Origin of the sequence: Bradyrhizobium sp. HKCCYLRH3073 (genome assembly GCF_051167995.1) — a bacterium.
Lineage (GTDB): Bacteria > Pseudomonadota > Alphaproteobacteria > Rhizobiales > Xanthobacteraceae > Bradyrhizobium.
Genome location: NZ_JBNPUD010000003.1, coordinates 587666 through 613263, shown reverse-complemented (window position 1 = coordinate 613263; position 25598 = coordinate 587666). Strand labels below are relative to the sequence as shown.

Below are 25598 nucleotides of genomic sequence, written 5' to 3'. Positions count from 1 at the left end.
CGACGCGGTCTGCGTTCATTCGTGAGCGATGGCGCCGACCGCGGCTGTTCGGTCTTGTTACTCCACGAAGGCGCGGCGCCACTGATCGAGAACTGGCTTCATCAGATAGCTGAGCATCGTCCGGCTGCCGGTTTGAACGTAGACTTCGGCCTGCATGCCGGGCATCAGGTTGACGTTGCCGAGCCGCTTGCGCTCCTCGTCGGATAGCGTGATCCTGACCGTGTAGAACGTAGAGCCGGTTCGTGGGTCATTGGTGATATCAGGCGACACGAACGAGACTTGGCCGCTCAATTTCGGCGTGGTGCGCTGGTTGAAGGCGTTGAAGTGGACCATCGCATCCTGCCCGGTGTGGACGTGATCGATGTCCTTGGGCTGGACGTGCCCTTCGACCTGCAGTTCGTCCGAATCGGGGACCAGCTCCATGACGGTCTCACCCGGCTTGATGACGCCGCCGATGGTGTGGATCGCGAGCTGGTGGATGGTGCCGGAGTTCGGCGCGCGCATCTCGATGCGATCGAGCTGGTCGCGCGCGGCGACGCCCTTCTCGACCAGATCGCCTTCCTTGGCCTGTGACTCGCTGAGATCCTTGACCACCTCGCTGCGGAAATCCTGATCGATCTTGACGGTCTGGAGCTCGGCTTCGCTGATCTTGGACCTCGTCTCCGCCACGCTGGACACCAATTGGCCGCGTTCACCGTCGATTCGAGCGGCTTCCCGCTGCAGCGTAGTCAGTCGCGTCAGCGGAACGAGCCGCTTGTCATAGAGCTCCTGCACGCCGGCCAGCTCGCCCTTGATCAACTCGATCTGCTTGTTCTTGGATTCGAGCTGGGACTCCATGCCGCTGATCTCGTTGTTCAGCTGGACGATGCGGCCCTGCAGCAGCTCCTTCTGGCTCTTGCGGGTCGTGGCACGGGCCTTGAACAGCGCGTTCTCCGACGCGATCACGGTGCGGACATTCGGATCGTCCTGACGTGAGGTCAGAGTGGACGGATAGTCCGGCTGATCGAGACCGTCGCGCTCGGCCGAGAGCCGTGCAATCTTGGCGCGCTGCTCGTTCAATTGCTTGGTGATCGCCTGGAGCTGGGCTTGGCTCTGCGTGGCGTCGAGCCGCACGAGCAGATCGCCCGCCGCGACGCGCTTGCCGTTGTCGACCTTGATTTCCGCGACAATGCCGCCGGTCGGATGCTGAATGGCCTTCACGTTGGATTGCACCACGAGATTGCCGGGGACCACGATCGCGCCGGCGAGCGGCACGAGGGTCAGCCAGCCGCCGCCGAGAACGGCGGCGACAAGCAGCACCCGCAAGCCGAGACGCAGCTCGTTCTCGAACATGCGGCTGACGCGCGGCACCAGCGATTCGTCCGAGCCGTCGTCGAGATCAGCCGCCGTTCCTTGCGTCGCAATGAAGGTCATGCCGGTGGTCAAGGCCGTGCCGGCGGTGCCGACCAGGCGACCGACACGGGTTTGCGGAACGACGGGCGCATGCGCCAGGCGGGCAGGGAGGTTCTGCTGTCCCATCGGTCGCGGCGCACCGACGCCAAAATTGCCGTCGCGCCGCGCATCCTGCAGGTCGAGCACGGGCGCCGAATTGCCGCCCGCCACGCGTGCAGGCGGATGGCGCGGCGGCGGCGATAGCTCCGGCTCGTAGCCACGCATCGGTGCGGGCTGCTGCCAGTCCATCTCGCGGATGCCTTCACCGCGGCGTGCCCGGGGCGCCTGGGCACCGAGACCGAACAGCGACAGCGACGCACCGAGGGCGCGGCCCATGGTGCTGCCCTTTTTCTTCGAGCGCGGCTTCGGCCTGCCCTGCGACGGCGGCGGACGCCGGCGCTTCTTGCCGCCATCACGTGCACCGCGGCGTTGTCGCGGGTCCTCGTCGGAGCCGTCGTCGAATGCGCCCTGCAGCCGCTGCAGCTCGAGGATCAATGCGTCGCCCTGCGGACCGACCGCGCGAGTCTTCGGTCGTACATAGTCGTCGTCGTCGAACGGCCTGAAGTCGTTGATGTGTTTCATTGATCAAGCGCTTTCTGCTGGGGCGGCGCGACGAAGCGAGCGGGCGTTCGGATTTGGCGCCGCTGCGGGAGCAGCAACCCTGGGCGGAGCGGGGGCATGCGCGACGGCAGGTCCCGCGGCCTTGTTGGCCCCGGCGACTCGGGCAAAGATCTCCTGGCAGGGACCGAATGCGATCGCCTTGCCCTCGTACAGCACCAGCGCCATGTTGAGCGCATTCAGCGCGCTGGGACGGTGCGAAATCACGATCACGATGCTCTGGTTCTGCTGCCGCATGATCTGAATGGCGCGGCTGAGCGCGTTCTCCCCGTCGGTGTCCAGATTGGCATTCGGCTCGTCGAGGACGATGAGAAACGGATCGCCATACACCGCGCGGGCCAGACCGACGCGCTGCCGCTGACCGGCCGACAGCGACATGCCGCCTTGGCCGATTCGCGTCGAATAGCCCTCCGGCAGCCGCAGGATGATGTCGTGCACGCCGGCGATCTGCGCCGCCTTCAGGATCGCATCCGAGCTCGCATTCTCGTCGAAGCGGCAGATGTTGTCGGCGATGCTGCCATCGAACAGGGCAACGTCCTGCGGCAGGTAGCCGATATGGCGGCCGAGATCCTCGTTGCTCCATTGGTCGAGCGCTGCGCCGTCGAGGCGGACGGATCCATGCTGTGCAGGCCAGATGCCGACCAGCGCCTTCGAGAGCGAGGTCTTCCCGGAGGCACTCGCGCCGAGCAGCGCCAGACCCGTGCCTGCCTTGATCGAGAACGACACGTTTTGAACGATCGGCCGATCGGTGCCCGGCGCGGTGACCGTCAGCTCCTGTACGGTCAGCTCGCGGAATGGGCGGGGCAACGCGACCGGCGGCGCTTCCGGCCTGGCCGTGGCCTTGCAGATATCACGCAAACGCGCGATGCCCTGGCGCGCGGCGACCAGCTGTTTCCAGCTGCCAAGTGCGATCTCGATCGGGGCGAGCGCGCGGCCCATCAGGATCGACGAGGCCATCATCACGCCGCCGGACGCCTGTTCGGAGACGACGAGCGCCGCGCCGATACCGAGCATGCCCGACTGCAGGATGAAGCGCAGCACTTTCGCGGCGGCCCCGAGATTGGCGTAGACATCGCTGGCGCGAATATTGTCCTTCAGATAGCGCTCGTTGACGGCGTTCCAGCGTGCCGAGAAGCGATCGAGCATTCCGAGCGCGCGAATCACCTCGGCATTGCGCTGGGTGGCATCAGCGAGGACCTGCCGTGCGGCGCTCGTATCGCTGGCGGATTTGCTGGCCTGACGCGACAACCGGTCGGTCACCAGCGTCATCGAGATGATTCCGATCGTGCCGATGACGGCCGTGATGCCGATCAGCGGATGAAACAGGAACATCCCGATCAGGAAGATCGGTATCCACGGCATGTCGAGAAAGGCGGTCGGTCCCATGCTCGACATGAAGGCGCGGAGCTGGTCGAGATCGCGCAGCGGCTGCTGCATCAGCATCGGCTTGGTGCCGCGCAGGGGCAGGGTGGCCAGAGCGTGATGAATCGCGTCCTGCAGGCTCGCGTCGAACACGGTCGCCACCCGGCACAGCATGCGGGTGCGCAACGCGTCGAAATAGCCCTGAATCAGATAGACGGCCAGAATCATCACCGACAGGCCGACGAGCGTGGCGAGATTTTTGCTCGGAACGACGCGATCATTGACCTGCATCATATAAACCGAGCCCGAGAGCATCAGGATGTTGATGACGCCGCTGAACACGCCGATGCCGGCCATGCGCTTCACAGCCTGGCGCAACCCGCGCGTCACCGGATCGTCGCTTCCCGAGAGAAGGTCGTTGAGGGCAGCCGCGGCTTTCGTTCTCGGGCGCTCTTGAGCCAGACTCATCCAGGCGCGTCTCCCAAAACACAGTGCTTCACTCCGCGCTATTGACAGTCGATACCGACGATTTTCCGGCAACAATTGGACATGTGGGCAATTCCGTCGCAGCGTCGCGGGCACACGACCGGCGCGAGACGCAATGCGCCGGGTCGGCTCTGAAAAGTTGTGGCGTCGTTCGGAGCGATCGGGTCTGTGCGAAATCTGTCCGCGATCGTCGATGGTTGCAGCGTGATAACAGCCATCGGCACGCGACGCGCGTCACACATTCGTCCGTCTATCACCTTGGTTCCGTACTCATTGGTCGCGGTCCGGGCCGAATGACGCCACGAAGCCGAATAAATCTTCCTGCGGTGCAACGCACAGGCGTTGTCATCTCGATCATGCGGTATTCGATGATGGTGCGGAGAACGATCATGATGGCGGCGGCAACACGAGGACATGCGGCCCCGCGCACCAATCCAGGACGTGCAATCAGCTCGGCCAGGCATGGCGGCCGACGATGTGTTCTATCATCGAACGTGCGGCCGCTGTGGAACCAGTGACCCGTCAAGCATCGGGCGCACGAGATCAACATCAGCTCCAGGGAGGACCAAGCAGATCAGTCCGCGTGCAATCCGAGCAACTCGTCACCGGCTCGGGCCACGGCAGTTGATCAACCATAGGCGTGATCCAACCGGTCACGCTCAAGCGTAGCGGGGCAACGATTGGGTGCAGAACGGCGCCGTAACGCCGAAGTCGGACGAAGTTGCTCACTTAGTAAAGCGTATCCGGGGGACGACAAAGTTGCTGAACGACATCACCATCGAGACGCGTGATGCGGGAATGGATTCGGGTCGAGGGGCGGCCCGCAGGAGTGAATACTTCATCATCCTGCGCCGGATCGGTCCGCTGAGACGAAATACGGTCGCCAGGTCGGCGGTAAATCGCGCCGATCGCGTGCGCGCAGCTCTGGAGGCGCACGCATGAAGATCCGCAAGACCGACTATGGAACGATCATCCTGCACTGGACCCTGGTTGGGGCCACTGTGATCGCGTTCTTGACGGGGCTTCGCATGGCGACCGAAGCGCCTGGACACGCGTGGATCGCGAACAATCTCGACTGGCTGCTGCCCCGGCACCGGACCTGGACCTGGCACATGCCGGCTGGGGTCGTGCTCGCGAGCGTCGCCGTCGCCTACATGATCTATATCTCGAAGTCGGGGCTAGGTCGCCGCGTCACCATCGACAAGATGCGCTTCAAGGGCCTGCTCGGCCGCCGGCCGGCGCGGCTGGGCTCGATCAGTGTGATGCTGCACTGGGTGCTTTTCATCTCCATGGCGATCCTGATCGTCACCGGAGGCATGCTCTTCTTCGGCGTGGCCTCCGGCTACGTCACCATGATGATCCACTGGTACGCGACCTGGGTGATCCCGGCCTTCGTGGTGCTGCACGTCCTGGTTCATTTCAGCATCGGCGGAAAGATGCAGCTCTATCGCGTGTTCCGGCCGGCGCCCTTGCCGCCGCCGCCGCCGAAGCTCGATCCCGTCGAACTGCTCACGATGCTGGTCGAGCAGTCGGAAAAGCTGGAGGAGGCGGAGGCGCCTCCGAAGCGGCCCGCGCCGGCCGCGCGGCCTGCAGCGCGTGAGCCGATGCCGGCGCCGCGGCGCATGGAGGAGCCGCTGCGGGCACGTTCGGAGCCGCGGGTGCCGCCAGGCCGCATGCGTCCGCCGCCGGCACCTGCCAAGGGCAACTCCCGTCGCCGCAATCCGAGCTTCCAGTCCAACCCGTTCATGGTCGCGATCGCCGCAGCCATTGTGATCGGCTCGGCGATGTTCGCCGCCGACTACTACGCCGAGGACACCGTCACGGTGTACCGAATCGCGACATCGGATGCGCCGACGCTTGACGGCGATTCGTCGGATCGTGTCTGGCGCAACATCCAGCCGCACATGGTGACGACCAACCAGGGCGACAATTTCGACGGTACCGGCGAATCGCGCGTTTGGATCAAGGCCGCGCATGACGGCACGTGGGTGTATTTCCTCGTCATCTGGGAGGACCCGACGCGGTCGCTGAAGCAGTTGCCGCTGATCAAGAAGGCCGACGGCTGGCATCTCCTGCAGAACGGTTTCGACAAGGGCGACGAGAACGACTTCAACGAGGACAAGTTCTCGCTGTTGTTCACGACGCTGCCGATCACCCTGGCCGCGGACCGAACCTTTCACATGAGCTCGCAGCCGATGCCGGACAAGCCGCCGACGCTGTCGGGTCGCGGCATCCACTACACGCCGGCGCCGAATCTCTATGCCGACGCCTGGCTGTGGAAGGCGACGAGCGGCGGCCCGACCGGATGGATGGATGATGATCATTTCGGTCCGCCTGCAGAACCCACGCCGGATCAGGTCAAGGGACTCACGCCCTACAAGGGCGGGTTCGCACCGGATCCGGGGACCGCGAACTATTCCGACAATTTCGTGATCGACAGGGAGGCCGCAAGACTGGGGAATCGGGGCGTGAGACCGAAGCGCCTTCCGAAGGACGTCGCCGCGATGACCGCGGCGATGGGCGAGATCAATCTCGATCCGAACATCGGCGAGAGCGAAGGCGCACGCTGGTTCATGACCGAGGCCGAATCGGTGCCGTATTCGGCCGAGGCGGATGCCCAGACGCCGATCGGGACCGTCGTGCCCGGTGTGCTCGTCAGCGGCGAGTTCACCGGCGATCGCGCGGACATCCGTTGCGCAGCGCGTTGGGCCGCAGGCCACTGGACGCTCGAAATTGCCCGCAAAATGGACACGAAAAGCAAGTACGACGTCCCGATCAAGAACGGTGTCTTCATGCGAGTCGCTGCGTTCGACCACACCCAGATCCGACATACGAGGCAGATCCGGCCGATGCGACTTGAGGTGCAGTGATGGGTAAGATTTGCAAAATCCAGTACAACAGGGAAACGTTCTACGCGAATGTGGGCGATATCCTGCTCGACGGCGCCATCAACAGTGGCGTGGATCTGCCCCATGACTGCCGCAGCGGAATCTGCGGCTCCTGCAAGGTAACGGTCGTCGACGGCAAGCTGTTCGGCGGGATGGAAGGCGACATGGCGCATGCGTGCCAGGCGCGTGTCGTGTCCGACCTCAAGATCATCACCGAGCCCGTGCCGGATACGGTGACGATGAATTGCGAGGTGGGCGATCTCGTGCGGCTCGCGCCCGACGTCGTCGGCGTCACCCTCGAGATGCCGAAGCCGCTGCGATTCTTCCCCGGACAATACGCCAAGGTGCAGTACCGCGGTTTTCCGACCCGCTGCTACAGCCCGACCTATCCGATGGTTGGCGCACCCGACAGCCATCTGCTGTATCTGCACATCCGCATCCTGAAGGATGGCCTGGTATCCTCGGCGCTCGGCCGCGACATCCAGGTCGGCCATCGCGTCAAGCTGACGGCGCCGTTGGGCACCGCGTTCTTCCGGCAGAAGCATCGCGGCCGAATCATCCTGGTGGCGAGCGGCACCGGCTTCGCGCCGATGTGGGCGATCGCTGTCGCCGCCATCACCGAGAATCCGAAGCGCGAGATCGTCTTCATCGTCGTGTCGCGCACCTTGCAGTCGTTCTACATGCATCAGGCGTTGTGCCGCCTGGCGCGCTTCCCGAACGTGAAGATCATTCCGATCGTGTCGGAGCCGCAGAACGTCTCGCCCGCGATTCGCAGCGGCCGGCCGACCGAACACATGCCGGAGCTCACGCCCAACGACGTCGTCTATACCTGCGGCGCGCCGGCCATGACCGAGGCGGTCGCGAAGATGTCGCGCGCGGCCGGCGCGAAGTGTCATTGCGATCCGTTCGTGTCGTCGGCGCAACCTTCGGAGACCCGCGGCGGACTCATGGATCGTCTCGCCGGATGGCTCGACAGCCAGCGCGGCCGGCCGGCGATGTTCCAGCCGGCCGAATGACATCGAGGCAGCCACGGCCCGTGGCCGCCTCGCGAAAGTCTAGCCGGCCACGAAGCTGAGCAGGGTGCCCGTCGCTGACGCCGGCGGAACAACGAGGCTCGCGCCGCTGCGCACCGCCGCCGCGCCAAGCGCCTTTTCCGTCGTTGCGAGATCATGTGATGCCAGCACCAGGCCGGCGCCGCCGCGCTCCGGCAGGCCGGCGAGCGACACGCCGGGATAACGCGCTGCGAGCTGCTCCCGGGTCAAGAACACGAAATCGGCGCGATCGCCGCCCGAGGTCACGGTCACGGCGCCGTCGGCCTCGGCTCGCCCGTCGCGATCGATCAGGCGCGACAGATGGGCTGCGTCCTTGGTCGGATCCGGCGTCACGATCAGGGCCTGCTTCAGCTGCTTGGCGGCGTTGGCATGGCGCATCAATTCAGGAATCCAGACTGTTTCGCGCGTCTTGTGCTGGCATGCGAAGATGCGCAGGCCGCCCGGAGCCTCCGCGACCGGCCATTGAAACACCCGGAATTTCGCTGCCGAGATGGAGCCGTCGGGCAGGGGCACCGGGCGTTCGAAATCGATCGGGCCAATCGGCTCAAAACCCTTGGCGCGGATTTCCTCGGCGCCGGCCGCCGAGTCGATCGCGGTGAAGGCGATGCGCTCGATGCCTTCGCCGCGCTGGGCGAGGAAATTGCGGGTCGGAACGTTGTGGTCGGTCTCGGCGAGGATGCCGAGCAGCTCGATGTAATCAGGATCGAGCATGATGGTGTAATTGCCGGACCCCATCTTGGCGCTGTGCGTGCCGCGCGGAGACAGCGTGAAGCCCAGCCGCCTCCAGGTCTCCGCCGCGGCGTCGAGATCCTTCACCACGACGACCGCGTGATCGATACCGATGACATTCTTGAGGGCCACGCGTTTGTCTCCTTGCAGCGAAGTTGGCATATTGGCGGCCGAACTATGCCCAATCGACCCATGCGCCGCAACCGGCGCAGCGGGGCGCTGGGCGCAAGGCAAGATCGATCTCCGGCAGGGCGGTCGACCAGCAAGGATGAGCTGTCCGCGATGACCACCACCACAGATACCGTTCAATGGCCGCCATCCCTGTGGGCGGCGCAGACGCCGCCTGGACCTGACCTGTCCGAGCTTCAGGGCAGTGTGCAGGCCGACGTGGTCATCATCGGCGGCGGCTTCACCGGGCTGTCGACGGCGCTGCATCTGCGCGAAGCTGGGACGGACGTCGCCATCGTCGAGGCGATGGAGCCCGGCTGGGGCGCATCCGGCCGGAACAACGGTCAGGTCATTCCGACGCTGTCACGTCCCGATCCGGACGATCTCGTCGTGCGTCATGGCGCCGCGGGCGAGCGCTTCGTGGCGATGTTACGCGACAGCGCGTCCAATCTGTTCGATACCGTGAGACGGTACGACATCGATGCCGAGCATGAGCAGGCCGGCTGGGTCCAGCCGGTGCATACGCCCGGCCGCATCAGGATCGCCGAGCGCAGGTTCAAGCAGTGGTCGAAGTTCGGTGCGCCGGTCGAGTTGCTGTCGCGCGATCAGGCGCGCGACATGCTCGGCTCGGACGCCTGGCATGGCGGCTTCTGGAACAAGACCGGCGGCCACATCAATCCGCTCGCGCTGGCGCGTGGCCTGGCGCGGACGGTGCTGAGCCTGGGCGGCCGGATCTATGCGCGCTCGCCGGTGATCGATTTCGCCCGGCGCGGAGATCGCTGGATCGTGCGCACGGCACGAGGGGAGCTGTCCGCGCGCGCGCTGGTGCTGGCGAGCAACGCCTATAGCGGGGAGTTCTCCAAGGCGCTCGCACCGGATATCGCGCACGAGGTGATGCCCGTGCTGTCGTGGCAGATGGCGACGCAGCCGCTGTCGGACAATGTCCGCAAGACCATCATCCCGGCGCGGCAGGCCATGTCCGATACGCACGGCGAGCTGTATTTCGCCCGCTACGACGCCCGCAACCGTCTGGTCACCGGCGGCGCCGTGATCGGCCCCGGCAACAAGGCCGAGCGGCTGAAGGCGAGGGTCGCCGAACGCCTGCAGCGGCTGTGGCCGCAGATCGGCGAGGTCCGGTTCGACTATGTCTGGAATGGCTATGTCGGCATGACCACGGACTACATGCCGCGGATCCATCGCCTCGGTCCTGATGCCTATGGCTGGACCGGCTGCAATGGCCGCGCGGTCGCGCTCACGATCCCCCTCGGTGCGGAGTTCGCGAAAGCGGTGCGCGGCGTGCCGGCGAACGAGCTGGCCTTGCCGTTCACGGAGCCGGTCACCATTCCGGCGCACGCGCTGCTGCGTCCGTTCGCGCCGCTCATGCTGCTCCTGTACCGGTACCGCGACGCGCGCGAGATCGGCTAAGACGTGGGATGTTGGGTCCGGGCGAAGTCGCCGCCCGGAATGGCCTCCAGCAGCGCCTGCGTATAGGCATGCTGCGGGTTGCCGAACACGTCGTGCGTGGGCCCATGCTCGACGACGACGCCGTCCTTCATGACCGCGACCAGATCGCAGATCTGGGCTGCGACCCGCAGGTCGTGCGTGATGAAGATGATCGACAGGTCGAGCCGTTCGCGCAGGCTGGTCAGCAGCTTCAGCACCTGCGCCTGAACGGAGACGTCGAGCGCGGACACCGGCTCGTCCGCGACCAGCACCTTGGGCTTCAGCGCCAGCGCGCGCGCAAGCCCGATGCGCTGGCGCTGACCTCCGGAGAACTCATGCGGAAAGCGGTCGGCGGCGGACGGGTCGAGCCCCACCAGGCTGAACAGCTCGCGCGCCTCGGTCAGCGCCTGCGCTCGCGCGGTGCCGTGCACGATCGGTCCCTGCGCCACCAGCTCGACCGCCTTGCGCCGCGGATTCAACGAGGCGAACGGGTCCTGAAACACCATCTGCATCTGCTGGGTTCTGTTTCTGACCTCGCTGCGCGAGAGGCGTGCCCAGTCCTCGCCGTCGAGCAGGATCGTTCCTGTGTCGGGATCGATCAGGCGAATGATGCAGCGGGCGAGGGTGGATTTGCCGGAGCCGGACTCGCCGACGATGCCGAGCGTTGCCCCCTTCGGCAGTGAAAGCGAAACGTCCCTGATTGCATGGGTAGTGCGCTCGCCGCGGCCGAGGAAGCCGCCGGTGCGATAGGTCTTCGAGATACCGGAGATGGCGAGGATCATCTGGTCCGATAATCTGCGTGCCGGAGGGGCCGCCACGGGTGGCACCGCAGCGATCAGTTGCCTGGTGTAATCATGCTGCGGCCGTTGCAGGACATCCGCCGCCGCGCCCTGTTCGACGACGCTGCCATGCTGCATCACGACGACGCGGTCGGCGATCTCGGCGACGACCCCGAAGTCATGCGTGATGAACAGCACCGCCGTCCTGCGCCGCTGCTGCAGCTCTCGGATGAGCTTGAGGATCTGGGCCTGCGTCGTGACGTCGAGCGCCGTCGTCGGCTCGTCGGCGATCAGCAGCTTCGGATCAAGCGCCAAGGCCATGGCGATCATGGCGCGCTGGCGCTGGCCGCCGGACAGCTCGTGCGGATAGGCCTTCGCCGCGCGCGGCGGATCGGGAATGTTGACGTCGGACAGGAGCGACAGCACGCGCGATTTGATCTCGGCTTTCGACAGATCGGTATGGATGTCCAGCACCTCGCCGATCTGGTCGCCGATCGTGCGCAACGGATTGAGCGCGGTCATCGGCTCCTGGAACACCATCGCGACCTCGGCGCCACGCATGCTGCGCATCTCTGCCGCCGTGGCGGTGCAGAGATCGCGCCCGGCAAACAGGATGCGTCCGCCGTCGGTGCCCACACCGTCGGGCAGCAGCCGCATGATGGCATTGGCCATCATCGACTTGCCGGAGCCGGATTCTCCGACGATGCAGACGATTTCGTTCTCGGCGACCGAAAGCGAGACCTCGGAGATCGCATGCGTGCGGTCGGCGCCCTTCGGCAAACGCACGCTGAGGCGGTCGACGGTCAGAATGGGCTGTGCGGGACTCATCGCTGTTTCAGCCGGGGATTCAGTGCGTCATTGAGCCCCTGGCCGACCAGCGACACCGCGAGCACGGTGACGAGAATGGCGACGCCCGGGATCGCGGAGACGTACCACTGCACGCGCAGCACGTCGCGCCCGAGCCCGATCAGGTTGCCCCAGGAGGCGACATTGGCGTCGGACAGCCGTAGGAAGGCGAGCGCGCTCTCCAAGAGGATCGCGACCGCCATCACGACACCGGCATAGACGATCACCGGCGGCAGCGCGTTCGGCAGGATCTCGCGCAGGATCAGCTGGGTGTCGCGCATGCCGAGGGTGCGGCCGGCCTGGACGAATTCGCGGCTGCGCAGCGACAGGAACTCCGCCCGTGTCAGCCGGGCCGGTGCCGGCCAGGAGACGATGCCGACGGCAATCGTCACCGTCGTCAAAGTCGAGCCGAACACCGCGACCAGGACCAGCAGCAGGACGAAGTTCGGCAGCGTCTGGAAGGCTTCGGTGATGCGCATCAGGATGTTGTCGACCCAGCCGCCGTAGTAGCCCGCGAGCGCACCGACCAACACGCCGATCGCCACGGCAATGAGCGTGGCGACGCCGCCGATCAGGAGCGAGATGCGGGCGCCGTAGAAGATCTGGGCGGCGATGTCGCGGCCGGAATTGTCGGTGCCGAGCAGGAAGCGCGGATTGGCGAGCGGCCAGATCAGGGGCCGGCCGGCGAGCGCGAGCGGATCGCGTGGATAGAAATAGCCGGCGCTGAGCGCCATGCCGATGACGATCAGCAGGAGCACGAGGCCCAGGACGGCAGCGGGACTGCGGAAATAGCGTTTGACCGCGTCCATGCGCTAGCTCTCCGCCGTGATGCGCGGATCGAGCCGCGCGTAAAGCAGATCGGTCACGAAGTTGACGGCGATCACGAGCAGCGCCGAGACGAAGACGATGCCGAGCAGGGTGTTGAGGTCGCGCTGGACGACCGACTCATAAGCGAGACGTCCGAGGCCGGGCAGCGAGAACACCGTCTCGACCACCACGGAGCCGCCGAGCATCGTGCCGGCCTGGAGTCCGATCAGCGTCACCATCGGCAGCAGCGCGTTGCGCAGCACGTGGCGGGTGACGATGCGGGTCTCGTCGAGGCCCTTGGCGCGCGCGGTGCGGACGAAATCGAGGTTCAGGACCTCGAGCATGGAGGCGCGCATGATGCGGAGATAGATGGCGAGGAAGATCAGGCCGAGTGTCAAGGACGGCAACACCAAGTGTCGTGCGATATCGAGCACGCGCCAGACGCCGGTCGTGACCGCGCCGATATCCTCGAAGCCGCCGGCGGGCAGCCACTGCAGGTAGATCGAGAACACGACGATGGCCATCAGTCCGAACCAGAACGACGGGGTGGCATAGAAGATCAGGCCCACCGTGGAGATCAGCGTATCCGGCCAGCGGTTGACGCCGCGCGCGGCGATCACCCCGAAAACAAGACCGAAGAAGAAGGCAAAGGACAGCGCCGATGTCATCAGCAGCAGCGTCGGTGGCAGCCGCTCCAGGATCACGGCAGCGACGGGCTTGCCGTAGATCGCGGAGAACCCGAGATCGAGACGCACCAGCCGCCATAGATAATTGGCGAGCTGCATCGGGACCGACAGGTCCAGTCCATAGAAGCGACGCAACTCGCGGGCGGTGGCGGCATCGCCGCCGCCCATCTGCGCCATCATCGCGTCGACCGTATCGCCGGGCGCGAGTTGCAGCAGCAGGAAGACGCCGATCAGGATCAGGAACAGGGTGGGGATCGAGGCGGCGAGCCGCCGCCCCGCAAGGCTCAAGATGCGCATGGCCTCATCCTGACGGATTCCGGCTCAGGCGGAAAGCCACAGATCGTGCCAGCTCGACGATCCCCAGCGCGGCGTGTTCGAGTGGTTGCGCGCCTTGGCCGTGATCACGGTGACGAAGATCTGCTCGATCGGCATCCACACCGGCAGCTCGGTATTGGCCTCGCGCACGAAATCGGCATAGAGCGCCTTGCGCTTGGCCGGATCGACCTCGGTCGCCGCGTCATCGATGATCTTGTCGATCTTGGGATCGTCCCAACCCCACTGATTGGTCCAGGGCGCGCCCTTGGGCTGGCCGGAGCGATACCAGACCGTGGTCGAAACCGCGGGGTCGTTGCGGTACTGGTGCCAGCCGGTCGCGAGATCGAAGGCGTGCTCGTCATAGACCTGCTTGAGAAAGCCGCCGCCATCGTTGCGCACGATCTCGATTGCGATGCCAACCTCGCCCAGCGATTGCTGGAGGAAGGTTGACCACAGCGAGATGTCCTCACCCCACGGCGCGGGCAGCAGCCGCAGCGAGAAGCGGGTTCCGCCGGCGCCGGGCTTGTAGCCGGCTTCGTCCAGGAGCGCCGCCGCCTTGGCCTTGTCGTAGGGATATTGCGGCGTATTGGCGCCGGGGTAGAAGTCGGTCGAGGTCGACGGGATCGGACCGGTGCCCAGCTTGGCGAAATCGCCGAGGAAGTTTTCGATGAAGAAGGGAACGTTGATCGCGTGCGCGATGGCACGGCGGACCTTCACGTCCGCCAGCTCCTTGCGGCGGACGTTGAACTCGAGCGTGTTGGTGCGCGCGTTGCCCTCATTGCCTTTGGTCGAGACGATGAAACGCTTGTCCTTGCCGAGCCGCGCCATGTCGGAGATGGTCAGGCCCGAGAACGGGCTGTAGTGCAGCTCGCCTGCCTCCATTTGCGCCGCCGCCGCGGCACGGTCGGTGATCACCTTCCACACGATGCGGTCGAGATAGGGCGCGTTGGGGCGCCAGTAGTCGGCATTGCGCTCGGCGATGATATACTGGCCGCGCTCGTACTTCACGAATTTGAACGGGCCAGTACCAATGGGGGCGAGGTTCGCGGGGTTCTGCCTGATGTCGCCGCTCTCGTAGATGTGCTTGGCCGAGACGTAGCCGAGATCGGGCAGGGCGCGCAGCAGCAGGTTGAGCGGCATCGGCCGCTCGTAGCGGAAGATCGCGGTTTGCGGATCTGGCGTGTCGACCGCAGTCAGGAACAACTGCAGGGTCGATCCGTAGTTGAGGATCTTCTTCCACATGTTCATCGCGGTGAAGGCAACGTCCTCCGACGTGAACGGCTTGCCGTCATGCCAGGTGATGCCCTTGCGCAGCTTGAAAGTGACGGTCTTGCCGTCCGGCGTCGCCTCCCAGCTCTCGGCAAGCACGCCGACCGGCTGGCCATTGGCGTCGAGGTCGACGAGGTTCTCCTGGATCTTGCCGCCGATGATGTAGACACCGGTCGAAGCCTGGAGGCTCGGGTTGAGCTGGCGCTGCTCGGCGCCGTAGTGAACGTTGAACACGCCACCCTTGCGCGGCGTCTCCTGGGCGAAGGCACGGAATGGATTGACCACGTTCGCAGCGATGGCAGCGGAGGTCAGGAGGGCGGTCCGGCGGCTGATCTCGAAACGGCTCGAATTCATCAAGGTCTCCCGAAGGCCAAGCGGGACGCTGGCCGATGGTGCAATCGGGGCGAAGATTACGCGGATCGCGGGTCCAAGTCATTTGCCAATTGCCGTGCAGCTCTGCGGCATTCTCGTGCGGCCCATGCAGCCGGCGGCACCGTGGCATACATTGCTCGTATACGAACGAATGGGAGATGATCTTCGTCGACAAGGCCCTGAATGTGGTGGGGATTGCCGGCGACCGGAAGCAACTCTGACGTGGCACCGCATCAAGCGCGCTATCTTAAGTCGGCGTCCCGCGACCGCATTGGATCGGTAGCCGCAGTTCGAATGCGACGCCGGTCCCGCCCGGCCGCAGCGAGATCTCGCCGCCATGGTTTGCCATGATGGCGCGCACGATCGCCAGCCCCATGCCGGTACCGCCGCTGTCGCGCCGGGTCGTGAAGAAGGCATCGAAGATGCGGTCGCGGTTGTCAGGCGAGATCGGATCGCCGTCATTGCTGGCGATGACGATCAGCATCTCCTTGCTCTCCTCGGCCTCGAGGCGGATGCGCAGGGCGCCATGCCGGACGGCGTTGTCGACGAGATGCGTGAGCACGATGAGCACGGTTTCGTTCGGCAATGTCGTGCTACGTTCGACCGGCCCTGATGTCTCGATGACAACCGACGGGAAACGCACTCGCAGCGTGCCGACGGCCTCGGCGATGCTACCGGCCTCGACCGCCGACACCGTCTCCGCGCGTGCCAGCTCGCGCAAGCGCTGGGCCAGTGCCGCGAGGCGGTCGGCGTCGCCAAGGATGTTGGTGAGGAACGTCTCCTGCTCGGCGCGCGTCAAGGTCTCAGAAGGGCTGGCCAGAGAGTCGAGCAGCAGCTCGGCTGCGCCCTTGATCGAGGTGAGCGGTGATTTGAGTTCGTGGGTCAGATGCGCGGAAAAGCTCCTGATGTAGTTGGAGCGTTGCGCCAGTTGCTCGGCCATGGCGAAGAAGTGCTCGGCGAGCTCCGCGAAGTCGCGGGTGCCGTAATGGGCGAGCGGACGGAAGCCTGCGGGATCGTTGCGTCCGATCCGGCCGGCGCGATCGACCAGCTCGCGCATCGGGCGCGTGATCGTGCGCGCCACGATGAGGCCGACCAGCAGCGTCGTGAGGACAATGGTGGAGCCGGCCGCGATGAACTTGCCGCGCTCCTGATAGAGATGCTCGAAGATGTTGCGCGGCGTGCGCGAGGTATAGATGACCCCGGCGACGTGATCGTCGACGATCACGGGCATGGCCGAGAACACATGGACGCCGACGCCGCGGCTGATCGAATAGATCGGTGGCGGGGCCTTGTCGGGAATGCGGATGCGGAGCGCGGCGCTGTAGCGTCCCTTCAGGGCGGCGGCCACCTCGTCGATATGGGCGAGGGATTTGCCCATCTCGTCGCGGCCGGCGATCACGACGCCCTGGGGATCGAGCACGCGATACCCGGCCAAGGTGACCTTCTGCGTCTCCCTGACGATCGGCAGCAGGCGCGCGCCGATCGCGACGTAGGCCGGATCCGCAGGATGGACCGCATCGCGTGCGTCGGGCCGGCGGACGAACAGATCGTTGGCCAGGAGATCGAGCAGGGGGCGAATCGGCGTCACCTCGTCGGAGGCATCCGGACGTGACTCGGGCGGGATCTCGGCGCCGAGCGGCACGCCGGCGGCAAGGCGCGCGGAAACCTCCTCGGCGAAGACCGCCGCGAGCACGCGGCTCTGCGCGATCAGCTCCGCCTGCGTCTGACGGATCAGCTGGTTGTCATAGATGCGAAAGAAGAACAGCCCGACGAGCGGCAAGGTGCCGACCAGCGCCAGTACGCCAAAGACGATCTGTCCCAGCGACGGCCGCCATTTTGCCTTGGGCTTGGGCGCGATCATGGAGCGCCGCAGCGGCCGAGCCGGAAGCCGACGCCATGCACCGTCTCGATGGCGTCCTCGCAATGCGCGGCTGCCAGCTTGGCCCTGATGTTGCGGATGTGGCTGTCGATGGTGCGGTCGGAAACCTGGATGTTGAGCTGATAGGCGGCGCTCATGATCTGCTCGCGGCTGAACACGACGGCAGGGCGCGTCATCAGCGTGCGCAGGATGCTGAATTCCAGGGCGGTAAGTGTCAGCGGCGCGTCGCCGAAGCGCGCCAGATGCTGCTGCGGGTCGAGACGAAGCCTGCCATGCGCCAGCTCCTCCGGTTCGGGCGCACGATCCGCCCCACCGGATGAGACCCTGCGGAGAATGACGTTGACGCGGGCGACGAGCTCGCGCGGACTGAACGGCTTGGTCACGTAGTCGTCGCCGCCGATCTCGAGCCCGAGAATACGGTCGATCTCCTCGTCGCGCGCCGACAGGAACAGGATCGGCACCTGCGAGGTCCGGCGAATCCGCCGGCAGACCTCGAGGCCGTCGTACTCCGGCATGCCGACGTCGAGCACGATCAGGTCCGGACGGTCTTCGGCGAACCTGGCCAGCGCGGCGCGGCCGTCGGCGGCTTCCTTCACCGCCATGCCGGCCTTGCTCAAGGCCACGCGCAGGACCTCGCGGATATGCGGGTCGTCGTCGACGATGAGGATTCGGGGAGACACGTGCTTTCCTCCGCGGCGAGGCATCAGCTTGGTTTCTGCGACACGGGATGTGTATCGAGATAGCGCTGCAGGCGCCAGCCGCGAAAACTCCAGGATCGCCAGGACGCCATGCTGCTTTGCTGTTGCGCGAGGAGCCGATCGCGGTCGCTCGCCAGTCCCCGGTCCGTCGGTCGCAACAGCATCGCCCGCTCGATGGCCGGCAGCGCCTCTGGCCCGAGCCAGACGAGATAGGAGCCGTCGATGAGAGGGCCGCTCTGCCCCGCCTCACGACTATGGGAGACATTGAAGTCTGCGATCGGCCGGTCGAAATTGATCAGTGCACAGCCGTAAATGGTCGCCGAGAGCACCAGGATGTTCATGCGGACGAGCCACGCGTTGGACTTGGCGAGAGCGATCCTGAGCACGATGAGGATCAGGCCGATCGCAACCAGGATCATCCATATCAAGGCCGCGATCCGCCAATAGGTCAGAGCATAAGTCTCGATATACATGTGAAGCCGTTGGATCGAGGATACGACCAGCATCACGTTCTGTGCCACCCAGAGATAGACCAGCGGCCGGACCAATCGCGACTCGTTTGCCGTGGTCTCGGAGCGGACGGCGACGATGACGAAGGCCGCCGCGAGCAGCGCTGTGACGATCAAGGGATAGGCGCCCCGGTGCGCATAGGCCGCATAGGTCATGCCGTCCGGAAGCGCGGCATGTCCCCACAGATAGGCGCCGTCGAGCGCCGTCTGGAGAGCAAACAGGATGTTGAACAGGATCAGCGCCCGAAGCACCGTTTCAGGGCCGAGCACGGTCGCCAGGATTGACGGCTGATCGGGTTCGCTTTCGATCGGCGGGCTCCAAGTCTTGGTCCGCTCGCGCCAGCGAAGATTGATGAACGGCCAGACCATGGACAACGTGACGAGCCAGAAGATCGCGCGCCCCATCGTGAGTTGGGAAGCGACCTGCTCGGGACTGAGAACGGCGAACCAGCGCTCAATGACCGGATTGGCTGCCGCGAACAGAGCCAGGAACACGCAACCGAGTGCCAGCGGGATGCTCCAGACAAGGAGAGTTCGCATGACCATGTTCGTGCGTAGCGTCACGATCGCATCCGGTATCAGCCGAAACGGTCCGATGAGCAGCAATTGCCGTGCGGCGGTCAGCGGAAGCCGGAAGCCGCGCGCGGATCGGTTGGTCGCCAGCGCGACGGCCGACAGCGTCGTGAGCAGCAGGACAGGAAAAGAAAGCAGGTTCAGTTCCTCGATGGCGGGAGCCAGGCCGGCACCGAAGAGAACTGCGGCTCCGACCAGACGGCCTCGATTGGTCTTGGCGAGGTTGGCAAGAACGCTGGCGGAGGCGAGCGCGGCGAAAAACAGCGGGAATGCCAGGCCAATCGGCCGGCCGTCGTACAGCAGCGGATCGGCGAGGCCGACGAGGCCTGCAGCGATGGCGAATTTGAGCCACATGGAATCGGGCGCGACGGGTGCAGCCGTCGGCTCGGCAAGGGTGGTCATGGAGGAATCCTTGGTTTGGGTCATCGCTCGGGCCGGAAGGCACAAGCCGATGAGCCCAGCATGACGCCTGCCTATGCAGCGGCTCACGAGGGGATCTGCAGCATTTCAGGATTTGTTTGCAGATTTGGTGCAGACGCGATTCTGCTGCTGGCGCGGGCGAAACGTGATTGTTACGCAATGGCCGTCTTTCCCCTGGGATGATCGGCTGCACACATGCTTGGACGTATCAGGACCGCGGTTCTCTGGATCCTTGCTCTGCTCTTCATTTTCGTCACGCTGAACAGCAACGAGCCCTATCTGGTTCGGCTGCGGGGCAGCGGCCATGTGGCCCTGCTCCTCATCGGGCTTGCTGTCCCGCTGCTGCTGATGCTCGGCGGCCGGTGGCGGCAGGGGGCCGCCGGACGCGCGCTCGTGCTGGCATGGTGCGTTCCGCTGATCATGCTGACGTCGACGCAGTTCATGTTTGCCTGGCGCAAGTACGAGACGTTCCGCACGCCCCCGGACGTGGCGCGTCTGCTCGGCCGGCATTTCATCGTCGGCTACACGGCCGTGGGCGACGCAGCCGTGTTGGCGCGGCAGGGGTTGATCGCGGGAGTCTATGTCACTCACCACAACGTCCGTGGCCGGACCGAGCCGCAACTCCGTGCCGAGATCGCGCGGTTGCAGGACGCGCGCCGGAGTGCCGGGCTGCCGTCCCTGCTGGTCGCGGCGGATCAGGAGGGAGGCTCCGTCGCGCACCTGTCTCCGACACTGCCGAACATGCCCGGCCTCGCCACGCTGGCCGATCTGCCGGCCTCGCGGCGCGCGCAGGATGCGTTCGCGATGGGGCGCGCCCAAGGTGAGGCGCTCGCGGCTGCCGGCATCACCTTCAACCTGGCGCCTGTCGTCGACCTTCGCCCGAGCTGGACACGCAATCGACTGGACTTTCACACCTTGATCGGCCGCCGCGCGATCTCCAACGATCCCGCGGTGGTTGGCGACATTGCGCTCGGCTACGTCCGCGGCCTGGAAGCAAGCGGTGTCCGCGCGGCCATCAAGCATTTCCCTGGTCTGGGGCGCGTCGCAGCCGATACGCATCATTTCTCGGCACAGCTCGGCACACCGGCAGATGTCCTGGAACGGTCGGATTGGCGGCCATTTCGACAGGTGCTGCAGGGCTCGCACGCGGCGATGATGGTCGGTCACGTGACGGTCGATGCGGTCGATCCGGAGCGGCCTGCCTCACATTCCAAAGCCGTGCTCGAGGGACTCATTCGCGGCCACTGGAACTATCAGGGTGTGATTGTGACGGATGATCTCGTGATGGGGGCGATCTACGGCCGCGATCTCTGCAAAGCTGTCGTGGAGGCTCTGAACGGCGGTGCCGACCTGTTGCTGGTGGCCTATGACGGCACCCAGTTTCATCGCGTGCTGGCCTGCGCCAAGGAGGCTCTGGCGCAAGGACGCATCGACCTCGATGCCCTCAGCCGAAGCGATGAGCGGCTGAAGCGCTGGGCGCCGGCGGTTGACAGATCAGAGCCGTCGAATGTGTCCACGGTTCTGCAAGAGACTGGAGCCGAGCATCAGAAAATCGTCGACTGAAGGGCAGGACAGCGCGAGTCCTCAGCGCGGGCCGTTGCCGGTCCAGTTGCGCCAGGCGACGTTCGAGAGGCTTCTCAGGTCGGTCGCCAGCGGGCGTCGTACTTGTTTGTCGTGCTGGGCAATGAGGTGCTCGGACTCGCGTATCTTGAGCTGGAGTTCCGCGACCTGCCGCTTGGTGTGTTCGAGCGCCTTCGCATCGGCGCTCTCGCCCACCGTGAACCGCGCCGTCTCAATCTGCTTCAAGGCAGCACGATTCTTTTTGAGCTGGGCGCGATGCCAGGCAACCTTGCTGTCACTGTCCGCAACCATGGTGGACTCCCGCGAAATGCCGCGAAGACTAAACGACCGATTTCTGATTCGCGACAGCCTAGGCCCGGCATCGGCAACATCGGAATACCGATCTGCCGAATCATCGTCTCGATGACTTGAACTTGGCCAGCTCAATCCAACCTCGCGGCGCGTCTCATCTCATCGATCAGTTCGGACGCTTCAGCCTTCGTCATCTCCGCTTGCGTGGGGGCAGGGCGACCGGCCTGCTCGCTGAGCGTCTTCAAGCAGGACGCGTGGGCATCGGTCATCGGATCGGCTCCGGAACCCCAGTCCTCGGGTTCTTTCTGCAGCCGTTCAGCCATGGGGCTCTGCCGTTCTTGGCGGGCTCAATGCGCCAGCTTGCAGAATGTTCCCATTTTGTTCTATGGTGTAATGATCATCGTCTGAGGGGGGCTCCATGCGCGATCTCGATCTGGTTCGAGCCGAAATCGACCGTCTGCGCCTTCAGGTCGGGCGGCAGCGTCGCGAAATCGTGCAACTGCGGCGGGCCGGCGTGCCGGCGGCGGCGGCCGAAGCGCTGTTGCAGCGGATGTTGGGAACGCTCGAGGGACTGCGGCAACAACGCGAGCAGCTCAAGCTGGAAGAGGCGAGCAGGCTGCCTCCCAGGCAGAGAGGAGCCCGGCACGCATGACATTCCGGCGACAAGGTCGAGCGATCCGCTGCTCGTCGGTATTCAGCTCGCCGAGACGGCCATGGCGGGTCCGCGCCCGGTTATGACGAGGTCCGCGTCCTTGGCTTGGGCAGCGAGGGCAAAGGTGGGTCGGCGGTCCCGTGCCGCTCGCCAACATGGGGCGTGTGAGCTTCGGGCAATACGATGTCCGGCGGTACGGCCGTCAGCTCTTCCGGAGTGGCCTCGCATGATTTGATCTCGAAATTGTTGTCCAGAATTTTCTCGCCATGCGTGCCGAACGTGATGAGATCGGCCTGTTCCGCGGCCTCCCAGACCTCGCGCTCGGTGCGAAACGGGCGGGTCATCTGTTCGTCATTCTCAAACAATGCGTAGGGCACGAGCGCCTCCAGATTGCGATCCGCCGACGCAGCGATGCCGTGCCGCCCGACGCCGCCCATCCATTTCAAGGCAGGGACGTCCAACAAACTGCGGCACGTGCGGGCTGGTTCCACCCCCCGGGAGAGCGTCAAGCGATTGACCAGTTGTGACGGTCCTCGCGCTTTCCAGGTGGAACATGCCCGCCAGCGGGAGGTTGCCCGCGGTGCGAATGGCCAGGAGAGTTCAATGGATATCAAGGGAAAGAAGATCGCGATCCTCGCAACCAACGGGTTCGAGCAATCCGAGCTCGAAGTGCCCCGCGATCGCCTCAAGCAGGCGGGCGCGACCGTCGAGATCGTCTCGCTCGCGCTGGGCGAGATCAAGGGATGGAATGAGAAGGATTGGGGACGGCCCGTCAAGGTCGACAAGACGTTGGACCAGGCTTCTGCTGCGGACTACGACGCCGTCGTGCTGCCGGGCGGCCAGATCAATCCGGATCTGTTGCGGCTCGAGCCGAAGGCGCTGCGGTTCATCAAGGAGATCTTCGAAGCCAAGAAGATCGTCGCGGCGGTCTGTCATGCGCCGTGGCTCCTGATCGAGACCGGCATCGCCAAGGGGCGCAAAATGACGTCGTACAAATCGATCAAGACGGACGTTGCCAATGCCGGCGCGCAGTGGCAGGACGCGGAGGTCGTCGTCGATCAAGGCGTGATCACCTCGCGCAATCCCGGCGATCTGGAAGCCTTCAGCGCCAAGATCATCGAGGAGGTCAGGGAAGGCCGCCATCTCAAGCGCAGCGCGGCTTGAAGCTGAGATCGGAAGCCGGGAGAAATCCCGGCTACCTCAGGAGGGACAGGCCCAGCGCCCGAGGGGTCGAACGCTGGGCCGCAGTCCACACGGAGTGCCTCCAGCGAGATGGGGGAACGCCGCCAGAGGCACGGACATGACTCGCGGCGGGCTGGGTCGTTCCTAATTCCTATGTTCGGCCCTTCGCCCGCGTGACTTCGATGATAGCCTCGCAAGGTTCAGTGAGGAATCGGAACTTCGCTGCTCATCCCGGGTTTGCCGCTTTTGACCAGGCCGCGGAGATGCGTCGTGAGCGAGAAGGCAAAAATCCAGGACTACAAATCTCCGGCTGGCGGTTGGGGGTCGGTGCACGCGGTCGCGAGCATCCTGACGCAGGAGGAGGTGACGCTGCTTGGCAGCGAGATCCTGCTGAAACAGAACAAGCCGGGCGGCTTCATGTGCGTCAGCTGCTCCTGGGCCAAGCCGGCAAAGCCGCACCCGTTCGAATTTTGCGAGAATGGCGCCAAGGCGACCGCGTGGGAAATCACCGGCAAGACCGTCGGACCGGAGTTCTTTGCTCGGCACAGTCTGACAGAGTTGCGAGGCTGGTCGGATCATCAGCTCGAAGAGCAGGGGCGTCTCGCTCATCCCATGCGCTACGACGCTGCGGCGGATCGCTATGTTGCCGTGAGCTGGGACGAGGCCTTCCGCGACATCGGGGCGGAGTTGAACAGGCTCGATCCACGGTCGGTCGTGATGTACACGTCGGGCCGGGCCTCGCTCGAGACGAGCTACATGTATCAGCTGTTCGGCCGGATGTACGGCACCAACAATTTTCCCGACAGCTCCAACATGTGCCACGAGTCGACGTCGGTAGCGCTGCCTGAGGTGATCGGCGTGCCCGTCGGCACGGTGCTGCTGGAGGATTTCGATAGAGCGGATTGCATATTTTTCTTCGGCCAGAACACGACGACGAACTCGCCGCGCATGCTGCATCCGTTGCAGCGGGCGGCGCAACGCGGCGTACCCATCATCACCTTCAACCCGCTGCGTGAGCGGGGGCTGGAGCGCTTCACTGATCCGCAGAACCCGATTCAGATGGTGCTGACCGGCGGGACGCGGATCAGCACACAATATCATCAATTGCGCGTCGGCGGAGATGGGGCGGCGCTGCTCGGATTGTGCAAGGCGGTCATCGAGGCGGATGACGCGGCGATCGCCACGAAGAGCCCACGTGTGCTGGATGTCGCCTTCATCGAGCAGCACACGTCCGGCTTCGAGGCCTTTGCGACCTTCTGCCGGCAGGCGTCGTGGAGCGACATCGAGCGGTCCTCCGGCCTCGAGCGCGCCGCCATCCTGGAGGCTGCCAAGGTCTACGCGAACTCGCACGCCGTGATCGCCAATTACGGCATGGGAATTACCCAGCATCGGCATGGCGTCGAGACGGCCAAGATGATCGTGAATCTCCTGCTGTTGCGCGGCAATATCGGCAAGCCCGGGGCCGGCATCTCGCCTGTCCGCGGCCATTCCAACGTGCAGGGTCAGCGCACCGTGGGAATCTCCGAGAAGACCAAGCTGGTGCCACTCGACAAACTGGCCGATCTCTATTCCTTCGAGCCGCCGCGATGGGACGGTCTCAGCACGGTGGATGCCTGCCAGGGCATCATCAAGGGCGACGTGAAGGGCTTCATCAGTCTCGGCGGCAACTTCCTGCGCGCCGTCCCGGAACGTTCGCTGATGGAGCCGGCGTGGTCGAAGCTGCGGCTGTCTGTGCAGATCGCAACCAAGCTCAATCGCAGCCACATCGTCGCAGGCGAGGTGACCTATCTGCTGCCGTGCCTCGGCCGCATCGAAATCGACCGGCAGGCCAGCGGAGATCAGGCGGTCTCGATGGAGGACTCCACCACCTGCATTCACGGCTCGCGCGGGCAGCGCCAACCCGTCGCCGAGACCCTGTTGTCCGAACCAGCCATTGTCGCCGGTCTCGCCAAGGCCACCCTGAAGCCAAATCCGCACGTCGACTGGGATGCCTGGGTGGGCGACTATGCGCGCGTCAGAGACGCGATCGAGCGGACCTATCCCGAGCAGTTCAAAGACTTCAACAAGCGCCTGTTTGAGCCCGGCGGCTTTCCGCGGCCGCTTGGCGCCCGCGAACGCAAATGGAAGACGCCGACCGGCAAGGCGAACTTCACCGTGCCCAAGGCGGCGCTCAATCCTCCGGAGGAAGGCAATGGCGTGTATCAGCTGATGACCTTGCGCGCCGACGGCCAGTTCAACACCACCATTTACAACGAGGACGACCGGTTTCGCGGCGTCACCGGAGGCCGTCAGATCGTCTTCATGAACGCGAGCGACATGGCTGATCTGGGCATCAAGCAGGGCGAGCCGGTTCGGCTCTCGACCGAGGCCGATGACGGCGTGGAGCGCTCGCTGGGCGGGCTCCAGGCAGTGGCGTTCGACATTCCGCGCTACAGCGTTGCGGCCTACTACCCCGAATGCAACGGATTGATTCCGCTATGGCACTATGCGGAGGGCAGCAAGGTGCCCGCCGCCAAGTCGATCCCGGTCCGGATCTCGCGCGACATGGCCTGAGCTATCCGG

Annotated in this window: 22 protein-coding genes; 8 read left to right on the top strand and 14 right to left on the bottom strand. The window is 65.0% G+C overall.

Annotated features, from left to right (window positions below; genetic code table 11):
• Positions 1 to 57: 57 nt before the first annotated feature.
• Together ACQR1X_RS10455 and ACQR1X_RS10450 are read right to left on the bottom strand one after the other, a co-directional pair.
• Positions 58 to 2013: an HlyD family type I secretion periplasmic adaptor subunit gene (locus ACQR1X_RS10455; RefSeq protein ID WP_434886151.1), complete on the bottom strand. Its 1956-nt coding sequence runs from the start codon at positions 2011 to 2013 to the stop codon at positions 58 to 60.
• Positions 2014 to 2016: 3 nt separating this feature from the next.
• On the bottom strand, positions 2017 to 3879 hold the full coding sequence (locus ACQR1X_RS10450; RefSeq protein ID WP_434881575.1) for a type I secretion system permease/ATPase: 1863 nt from the start codon (positions 3877 to 3879) through the stop codon (positions 2017 to 2019).
• Positions 3880 to 4656: 777 nt separating this feature from the next.
• On the opposite strand from ACQR1X_RS10450, the gene ACQR1X_RS10445 reads away from it, so the two are divergent.
• The 3 genes from ACQR1X_RS10445 to ACQR1X_RS10435 are packed head-to-tail and all read left to right on the top strand — an operon-like array spanning position 4657 to position 7801.
• Entirely contained in the window at positions 4657 to 4839 is a 183-nt protein-coding gene (locus ACQR1X_RS10445) for a hypothetical protein (protein WP_315799877.1), read from the top strand.
• Positions 4836 to 6767: an ethylbenzene dehydrogenase-related protein gene (locus ACQR1X_RS10440; protein ID WP_315799878.1), complete on the top strand. Its 1932-nt coding sequence runs from the start codon at positions 4836 to 4838 to the stop codon at positions 6765 to 6767. Before ACQR1X_RS10445 ends, ACQR1X_RS10440 begins: the two co-directional genes overlap by 4 nt.
• The gene (locus tag ACQR1X_RS10435; RefSeq protein WP_315799879.1) at positions 6767 to 7801 is read left to right on the top strand and encodes a 2Fe-2S iron-sulfur cluster-binding protein; all 1035 of its coding nucleotides are present in this window, start codon (positions 6767 to 6769) and stop codon (positions 7799 to 7801) included. Before ACQR1X_RS10440 ends, ACQR1X_RS10435 begins: the two co-directional genes overlap by 1 nt.
• A 39-nt stretch (positions 7802 to 7840) precedes the next feature.
• Here ACQR1X_RS10435 and ACQR1X_RS10430 read toward each other — a convergent pair whose 3' ends face one another.
• Entirely contained in the window at positions 7841 to 8698 is an 858-nt protein-coding gene (locus ACQR1X_RS10430; protein WP_434881573.1) for a VOC family protein, read from the bottom strand.
• 150 nt (positions 8699 to 8848) lie between these two features.
• Here ACQR1X_RS10430 and ACQR1X_RS10425 point away from each other — a divergent pair, with 150 nt between their 5' ends.
• Positions 8849 to 10159 carry an NAD(P)/FAD-dependent oxidoreductase gene (locus ACQR1X_RS10425; RefSeq protein ID WP_434898767.1) on the top strand — a complete coding sequence of 437 codons (1311 nt, stop codon included), beginning with the start codon at positions 8849 to 8851 and terminating at the stop codon, positions 10157 to 10159.
• Here ACQR1X_RS10425 and ACQR1X_RS10420 read toward each other — a convergent pair.
• The 8 genes from ACQR1X_RS10420 to ACQR1X_RS10385 all read right to left on the bottom strand — a co-directional run bounded on the left by ACQR1X_RS10420 (position 10156) and on the right by ACQR1X_RS10385 (position 19636).
• Positions 10156 to 11784 (bottom strand): ABC transporter ATP-binding protein, encoded by a 1629-nt coding sequence (locus ACQR1X_RS10420; protein ID WP_315799882.1) that lies wholly within the window; start codon positions 11782 to 11784, stop codon positions 10156 to 10158. The two genes, ACQR1X_RS10425 and ACQR1X_RS10420, sit on opposite strands and share 4 nt — an antisense overlap.
• Complete coding sequence (locus ACQR1X_RS10415; protein ID WP_315799883.1) at positions 11781 to 12611, bottom strand: ABC transporter permease; 831 nt, start codon at positions 12609 to 12611, stop codon at positions 11781 to 11783. The genes ACQR1X_RS10420 and ACQR1X_RS10415 overlap by 4 nt, the downstream gene beginning before the upstream one ends.
• 3 nt (positions 12612 to 12614) lie before the next feature.
• Positions 12615 to 13592: an ABC transporter permease gene (locus tag ACQR1X_RS10410; RefSeq protein ID WP_316215860.1), complete on the bottom strand. Its 978-nt coding sequence runs from the start codon at positions 13590 to 13592 to the stop codon at positions 12615 to 12617.
• 24 nt (positions 13593 to 13616) lie between these two features.
• Positions 13617 to 15233, bottom strand: a complete 1617-nt coding sequence (locus ACQR1X_RS10405) for an ABC transporter substrate-binding protein (protein WP_316178640.1) — start codon at positions 15231 to 15233, stop codon at positions 13617 to 13619.
• A gap of 265 nt (positions 15234 to 15498) precedes the next feature.
• Entirely contained in the window at positions 15499 to 17112 is a 1614-nt protein-coding gene (locus ACQR1X_RS10400; RefSeq protein WP_434872838.1) for an ATP-binding protein, read from the bottom strand.
• Positions 17109 to 17810: a response regulator transcription factor gene (locus ACQR1X_RS10395; protein WP_315799887.1), complete on the bottom strand. Its 702-nt coding sequence runs from the start codon at positions 17808 to 17810 to the stop codon at positions 17109 to 17111. Before ACQR1X_RS10395 ends, ACQR1X_RS10400 begins: the two co-directional genes overlap by 4 nt.
• Before the next feature lie 23 nt (positions 17811 to 17833).
• On the bottom strand, positions 17834 to 19312 hold the full coding sequence (locus tag ACQR1X_RS10390) for a DUF4153 domain-containing protein (protein WP_434898766.1): 1479 nt from the start codon (positions 19310 to 19312) through the stop codon (positions 17834 to 17836).
• 105 nt (positions 19313 to 19417) lie between these two features.
• Positions 19418 to 19636, bottom strand: coding sequence for a hypothetical protein (locus ACQR1X_RS10385; protein WP_434885606.1), 219 nt, complete (start codon positions 19634 to 19636; stop codon positions 19418 to 19420).
• Between the two features lie 42 nt (positions 19637 to 19678).
• On the opposite strand from ACQR1X_RS10385, the gene ACQR1X_RS10380 reads away from it, so the two are divergent.
• Positions 19679 to 20893, top strand: coding sequence for a glycoside hydrolase family 3 N-terminal domain-containing protein (locus ACQR1X_RS10380; RefSeq protein ID WP_434898765.1), 1215 nt, complete (start codon positions 19679 to 19681; stop codon positions 20891 to 20893).
• A gap of 21 nt (positions 20894 to 20914) precedes the next feature.
• On the opposite strand, the gene ACQR1X_RS10375 is transcribed toward ACQR1X_RS10380, so the two are convergent.
• A complete protein-coding gene (locus ACQR1X_RS10375; protein WP_315799890.1) occupies positions 20915 to 21202 on the bottom strand; it encodes a hypothetical protein in 288 nt (95 codons plus the stop codon).
• A gap of 131 nt (positions 21203 to 21333) precedes the next feature.
• Positions 21334 to 21525 carry a DUF3072 domain-containing protein gene (locus ACQR1X_RS10370; RefSeq protein ID WP_315799891.1) on the bottom strand — a complete coding sequence of 64 codons (192 nt, stop codon included), beginning with the start codon at positions 21523 to 21525 and terminating at the stop codon, positions 21334 to 21336.
• Positions 21526 to 21620: 95 nt separating this feature from the next.
• On the opposite strand from ACQR1X_RS10370, the gene ACQR1X_RS10365 reads away from it, so the two are divergent.
• Complete coding sequence (locus ACQR1X_RS10365; protein WP_315799892.1) at positions 21621 to 21854, top strand: hypothetical protein; 234 nt, start codon at positions 21621 to 21623, stop codon at positions 21852 to 21854.
• 80 nt (positions 21855 to 21934) lie between these two features.
• On the opposite strand, the gene ACQR1X_RS10360 is transcribed toward ACQR1X_RS10365, so the two are convergent.
• Positions 21935 to 22291, bottom strand: a complete 357-nt coding sequence (locus tag ACQR1X_RS10360; protein ID WP_316178948.1) for a hypothetical protein — start codon at positions 22289 to 22291, stop codon at positions 21935 to 21937.
• 166 nt (positions 22292 to 22457) lie between these two features.
• Between ACQR1X_RS10360 and ACQR1X_RS10355 the strand changes: the two genes are divergently transcribed.
• Together ACQR1X_RS10355 and ACQR1X_RS10350 are read left to right on the top strand one after the other, a co-directional pair.
• The gene (locus ACQR1X_RS10355; RefSeq protein WP_315799894.1) at positions 22458 to 23018 is read left to right on the top strand and encodes a type 1 glutamine amidotransferase domain-containing protein; all 561 of its coding nucleotides are present in this window, start codon (positions 22458 to 22460) and stop codon (positions 23016 to 23018) included.
• A gap of 288 nt (positions 23019 to 23306) precedes the next feature.
• On the top strand, positions 23307 to 25589 hold the full coding sequence (locus tag ACQR1X_RS10350) for an FdhF/YdeP family oxidoreductase (RefSeq protein ID WP_316178650.1): 2283 nt from the start codon (positions 23307 to 23309) through the stop codon (positions 25587 to 25589).
• Positions 25590 to 25598 lie beyond the last annotated feature (9 nt).

Excerpts from the sequence above, each read along its gene's own strand:
- ACQR1X_RS10455 (WP_434886151.1), bottom strand. The coding sequence starts at position 2,013 with ATGAAACACATCAACGACTTCAGGCCGTTCGACGACGACGACTATGTA.
- ACQR1X_RS10450 (WP_434881575.1), bottom strand. The coding sequence starts at position 3,879 with ATGAGTCTGGCTCAAGAGCGCCCGAGAACGAAAGCCGCGGCTGCCCTC.
- ACQR1X_RS10440 (WP_315799878.1), top strand. The coding sequence starts at position 4,836 with ATGAAGATCCGCAAGACCGACTATGGAACGATCATCCTGCACTGGACC.
- ACQR1X_RS10435 (WP_315799879.1), top strand. The coding sequence starts at position 6,767 with ATGGGTAAGATTTGCAAAATCCAGTACAACAGGGAAACGTTCTACGCG.
- ACQR1X_RS10425 (WP_434898767.1), top strand. The coding sequence starts at position 8,849 with ATGACCACCACCACAGATACCGTTCAATGGCCGCCATCCCTGTGGGCG.
- ACQR1X_RS10420 (WP_315799882.1), bottom strand. The coding sequence starts at position 11,784 with ATGAGTCCCGCACAGCCCATTCTGACCGTCGACCGCCTCAGCGTGCGT.
- ACQR1X_RS10415 (WP_315799883.1), bottom strand. The coding sequence starts at position 12,611 with ATGGACGCGGTCAAACGCTATTTCCGCAGTCCCGCTGCCGTCCTGGGC.
- ACQR1X_RS10410 (WP_316215860.1), bottom strand. The coding sequence starts at position 13,592 with ATGCGCATCTTGAGCCTTGCGGGGCGGCGGCTCGCCGCCTCGATCCCC.
- ACQR1X_RS10405 (WP_316178640.1), bottom strand. The coding sequence starts at position 15,233 with ATGAATTCGAGCCGTTTCGAGATCAGCCGCCGGACCGCCCTCCTGACC.
- ACQR1X_RS10400 (WP_434872838.1), bottom strand. The coding sequence starts at position 17,112 with ATGATCGCGCCCAAGCCCAAGGCAAAATGGCGGCCGTCGCTGGGACAG.
- ACQR1X_RS10390 (WP_434898766.1), bottom strand. The coding sequence starts at position 19,312 with ATGACCACCCTTGCCGAGCCGACGGCTGCACCCGTCGCGCCCGATTCC.
- ACQR1X_RS10385 (WP_434885606.1), bottom strand. The coding sequence starts at position 19,636 with ATGGCCGCTGCCCCGCAGCCGAACCAGATAGGGCTCGTTGCTGTTCAG.
- ACQR1X_RS10380 (WP_434898765.1), top strand. The coding sequence starts at position 19,679 with ATGCTCGGCGGCCGGTGGCGGCAGGGGGCCGCCGGACGCGCGCTCGTG.
- ACQR1X_RS10375 (WP_315799890.1), bottom strand. The coding sequence starts at position 21,202 with ATGGTTGCGGACAGTGACAGCAAGGTTGCCTGGCATCGCGCCCAGCTC.
- ACQR1X_RS10370 (WP_315799891.1), bottom strand. The coding sequence starts at position 21,525 with ATGGCTGAACGGCTGCAGAAAGAACCCGAGGACTGGGGTTCCGGAGCC.
- ACQR1X_RS10365 (WP_315799892.1), top strand. The coding sequence starts at position 21,621 with ATGCGCGATCTCGATCTGGTTCGAGCCGAAATCGACCGTCTGCGCCTT.
- ACQR1X_RS10360 (WP_316178948.1), bottom strand. The coding sequence starts at position 22,291 with ATGGGCGGCGTCGGGCGGCACGGCATCGCTGCGTCGGCGGATCGCAAT.
- ACQR1X_RS10355 (WP_315799894.1), top strand. The coding sequence starts at position 22,458 with ATGGATATCAAGGGAAAGAAGATCGCGATCCTCGCAACCAACGGGTTC.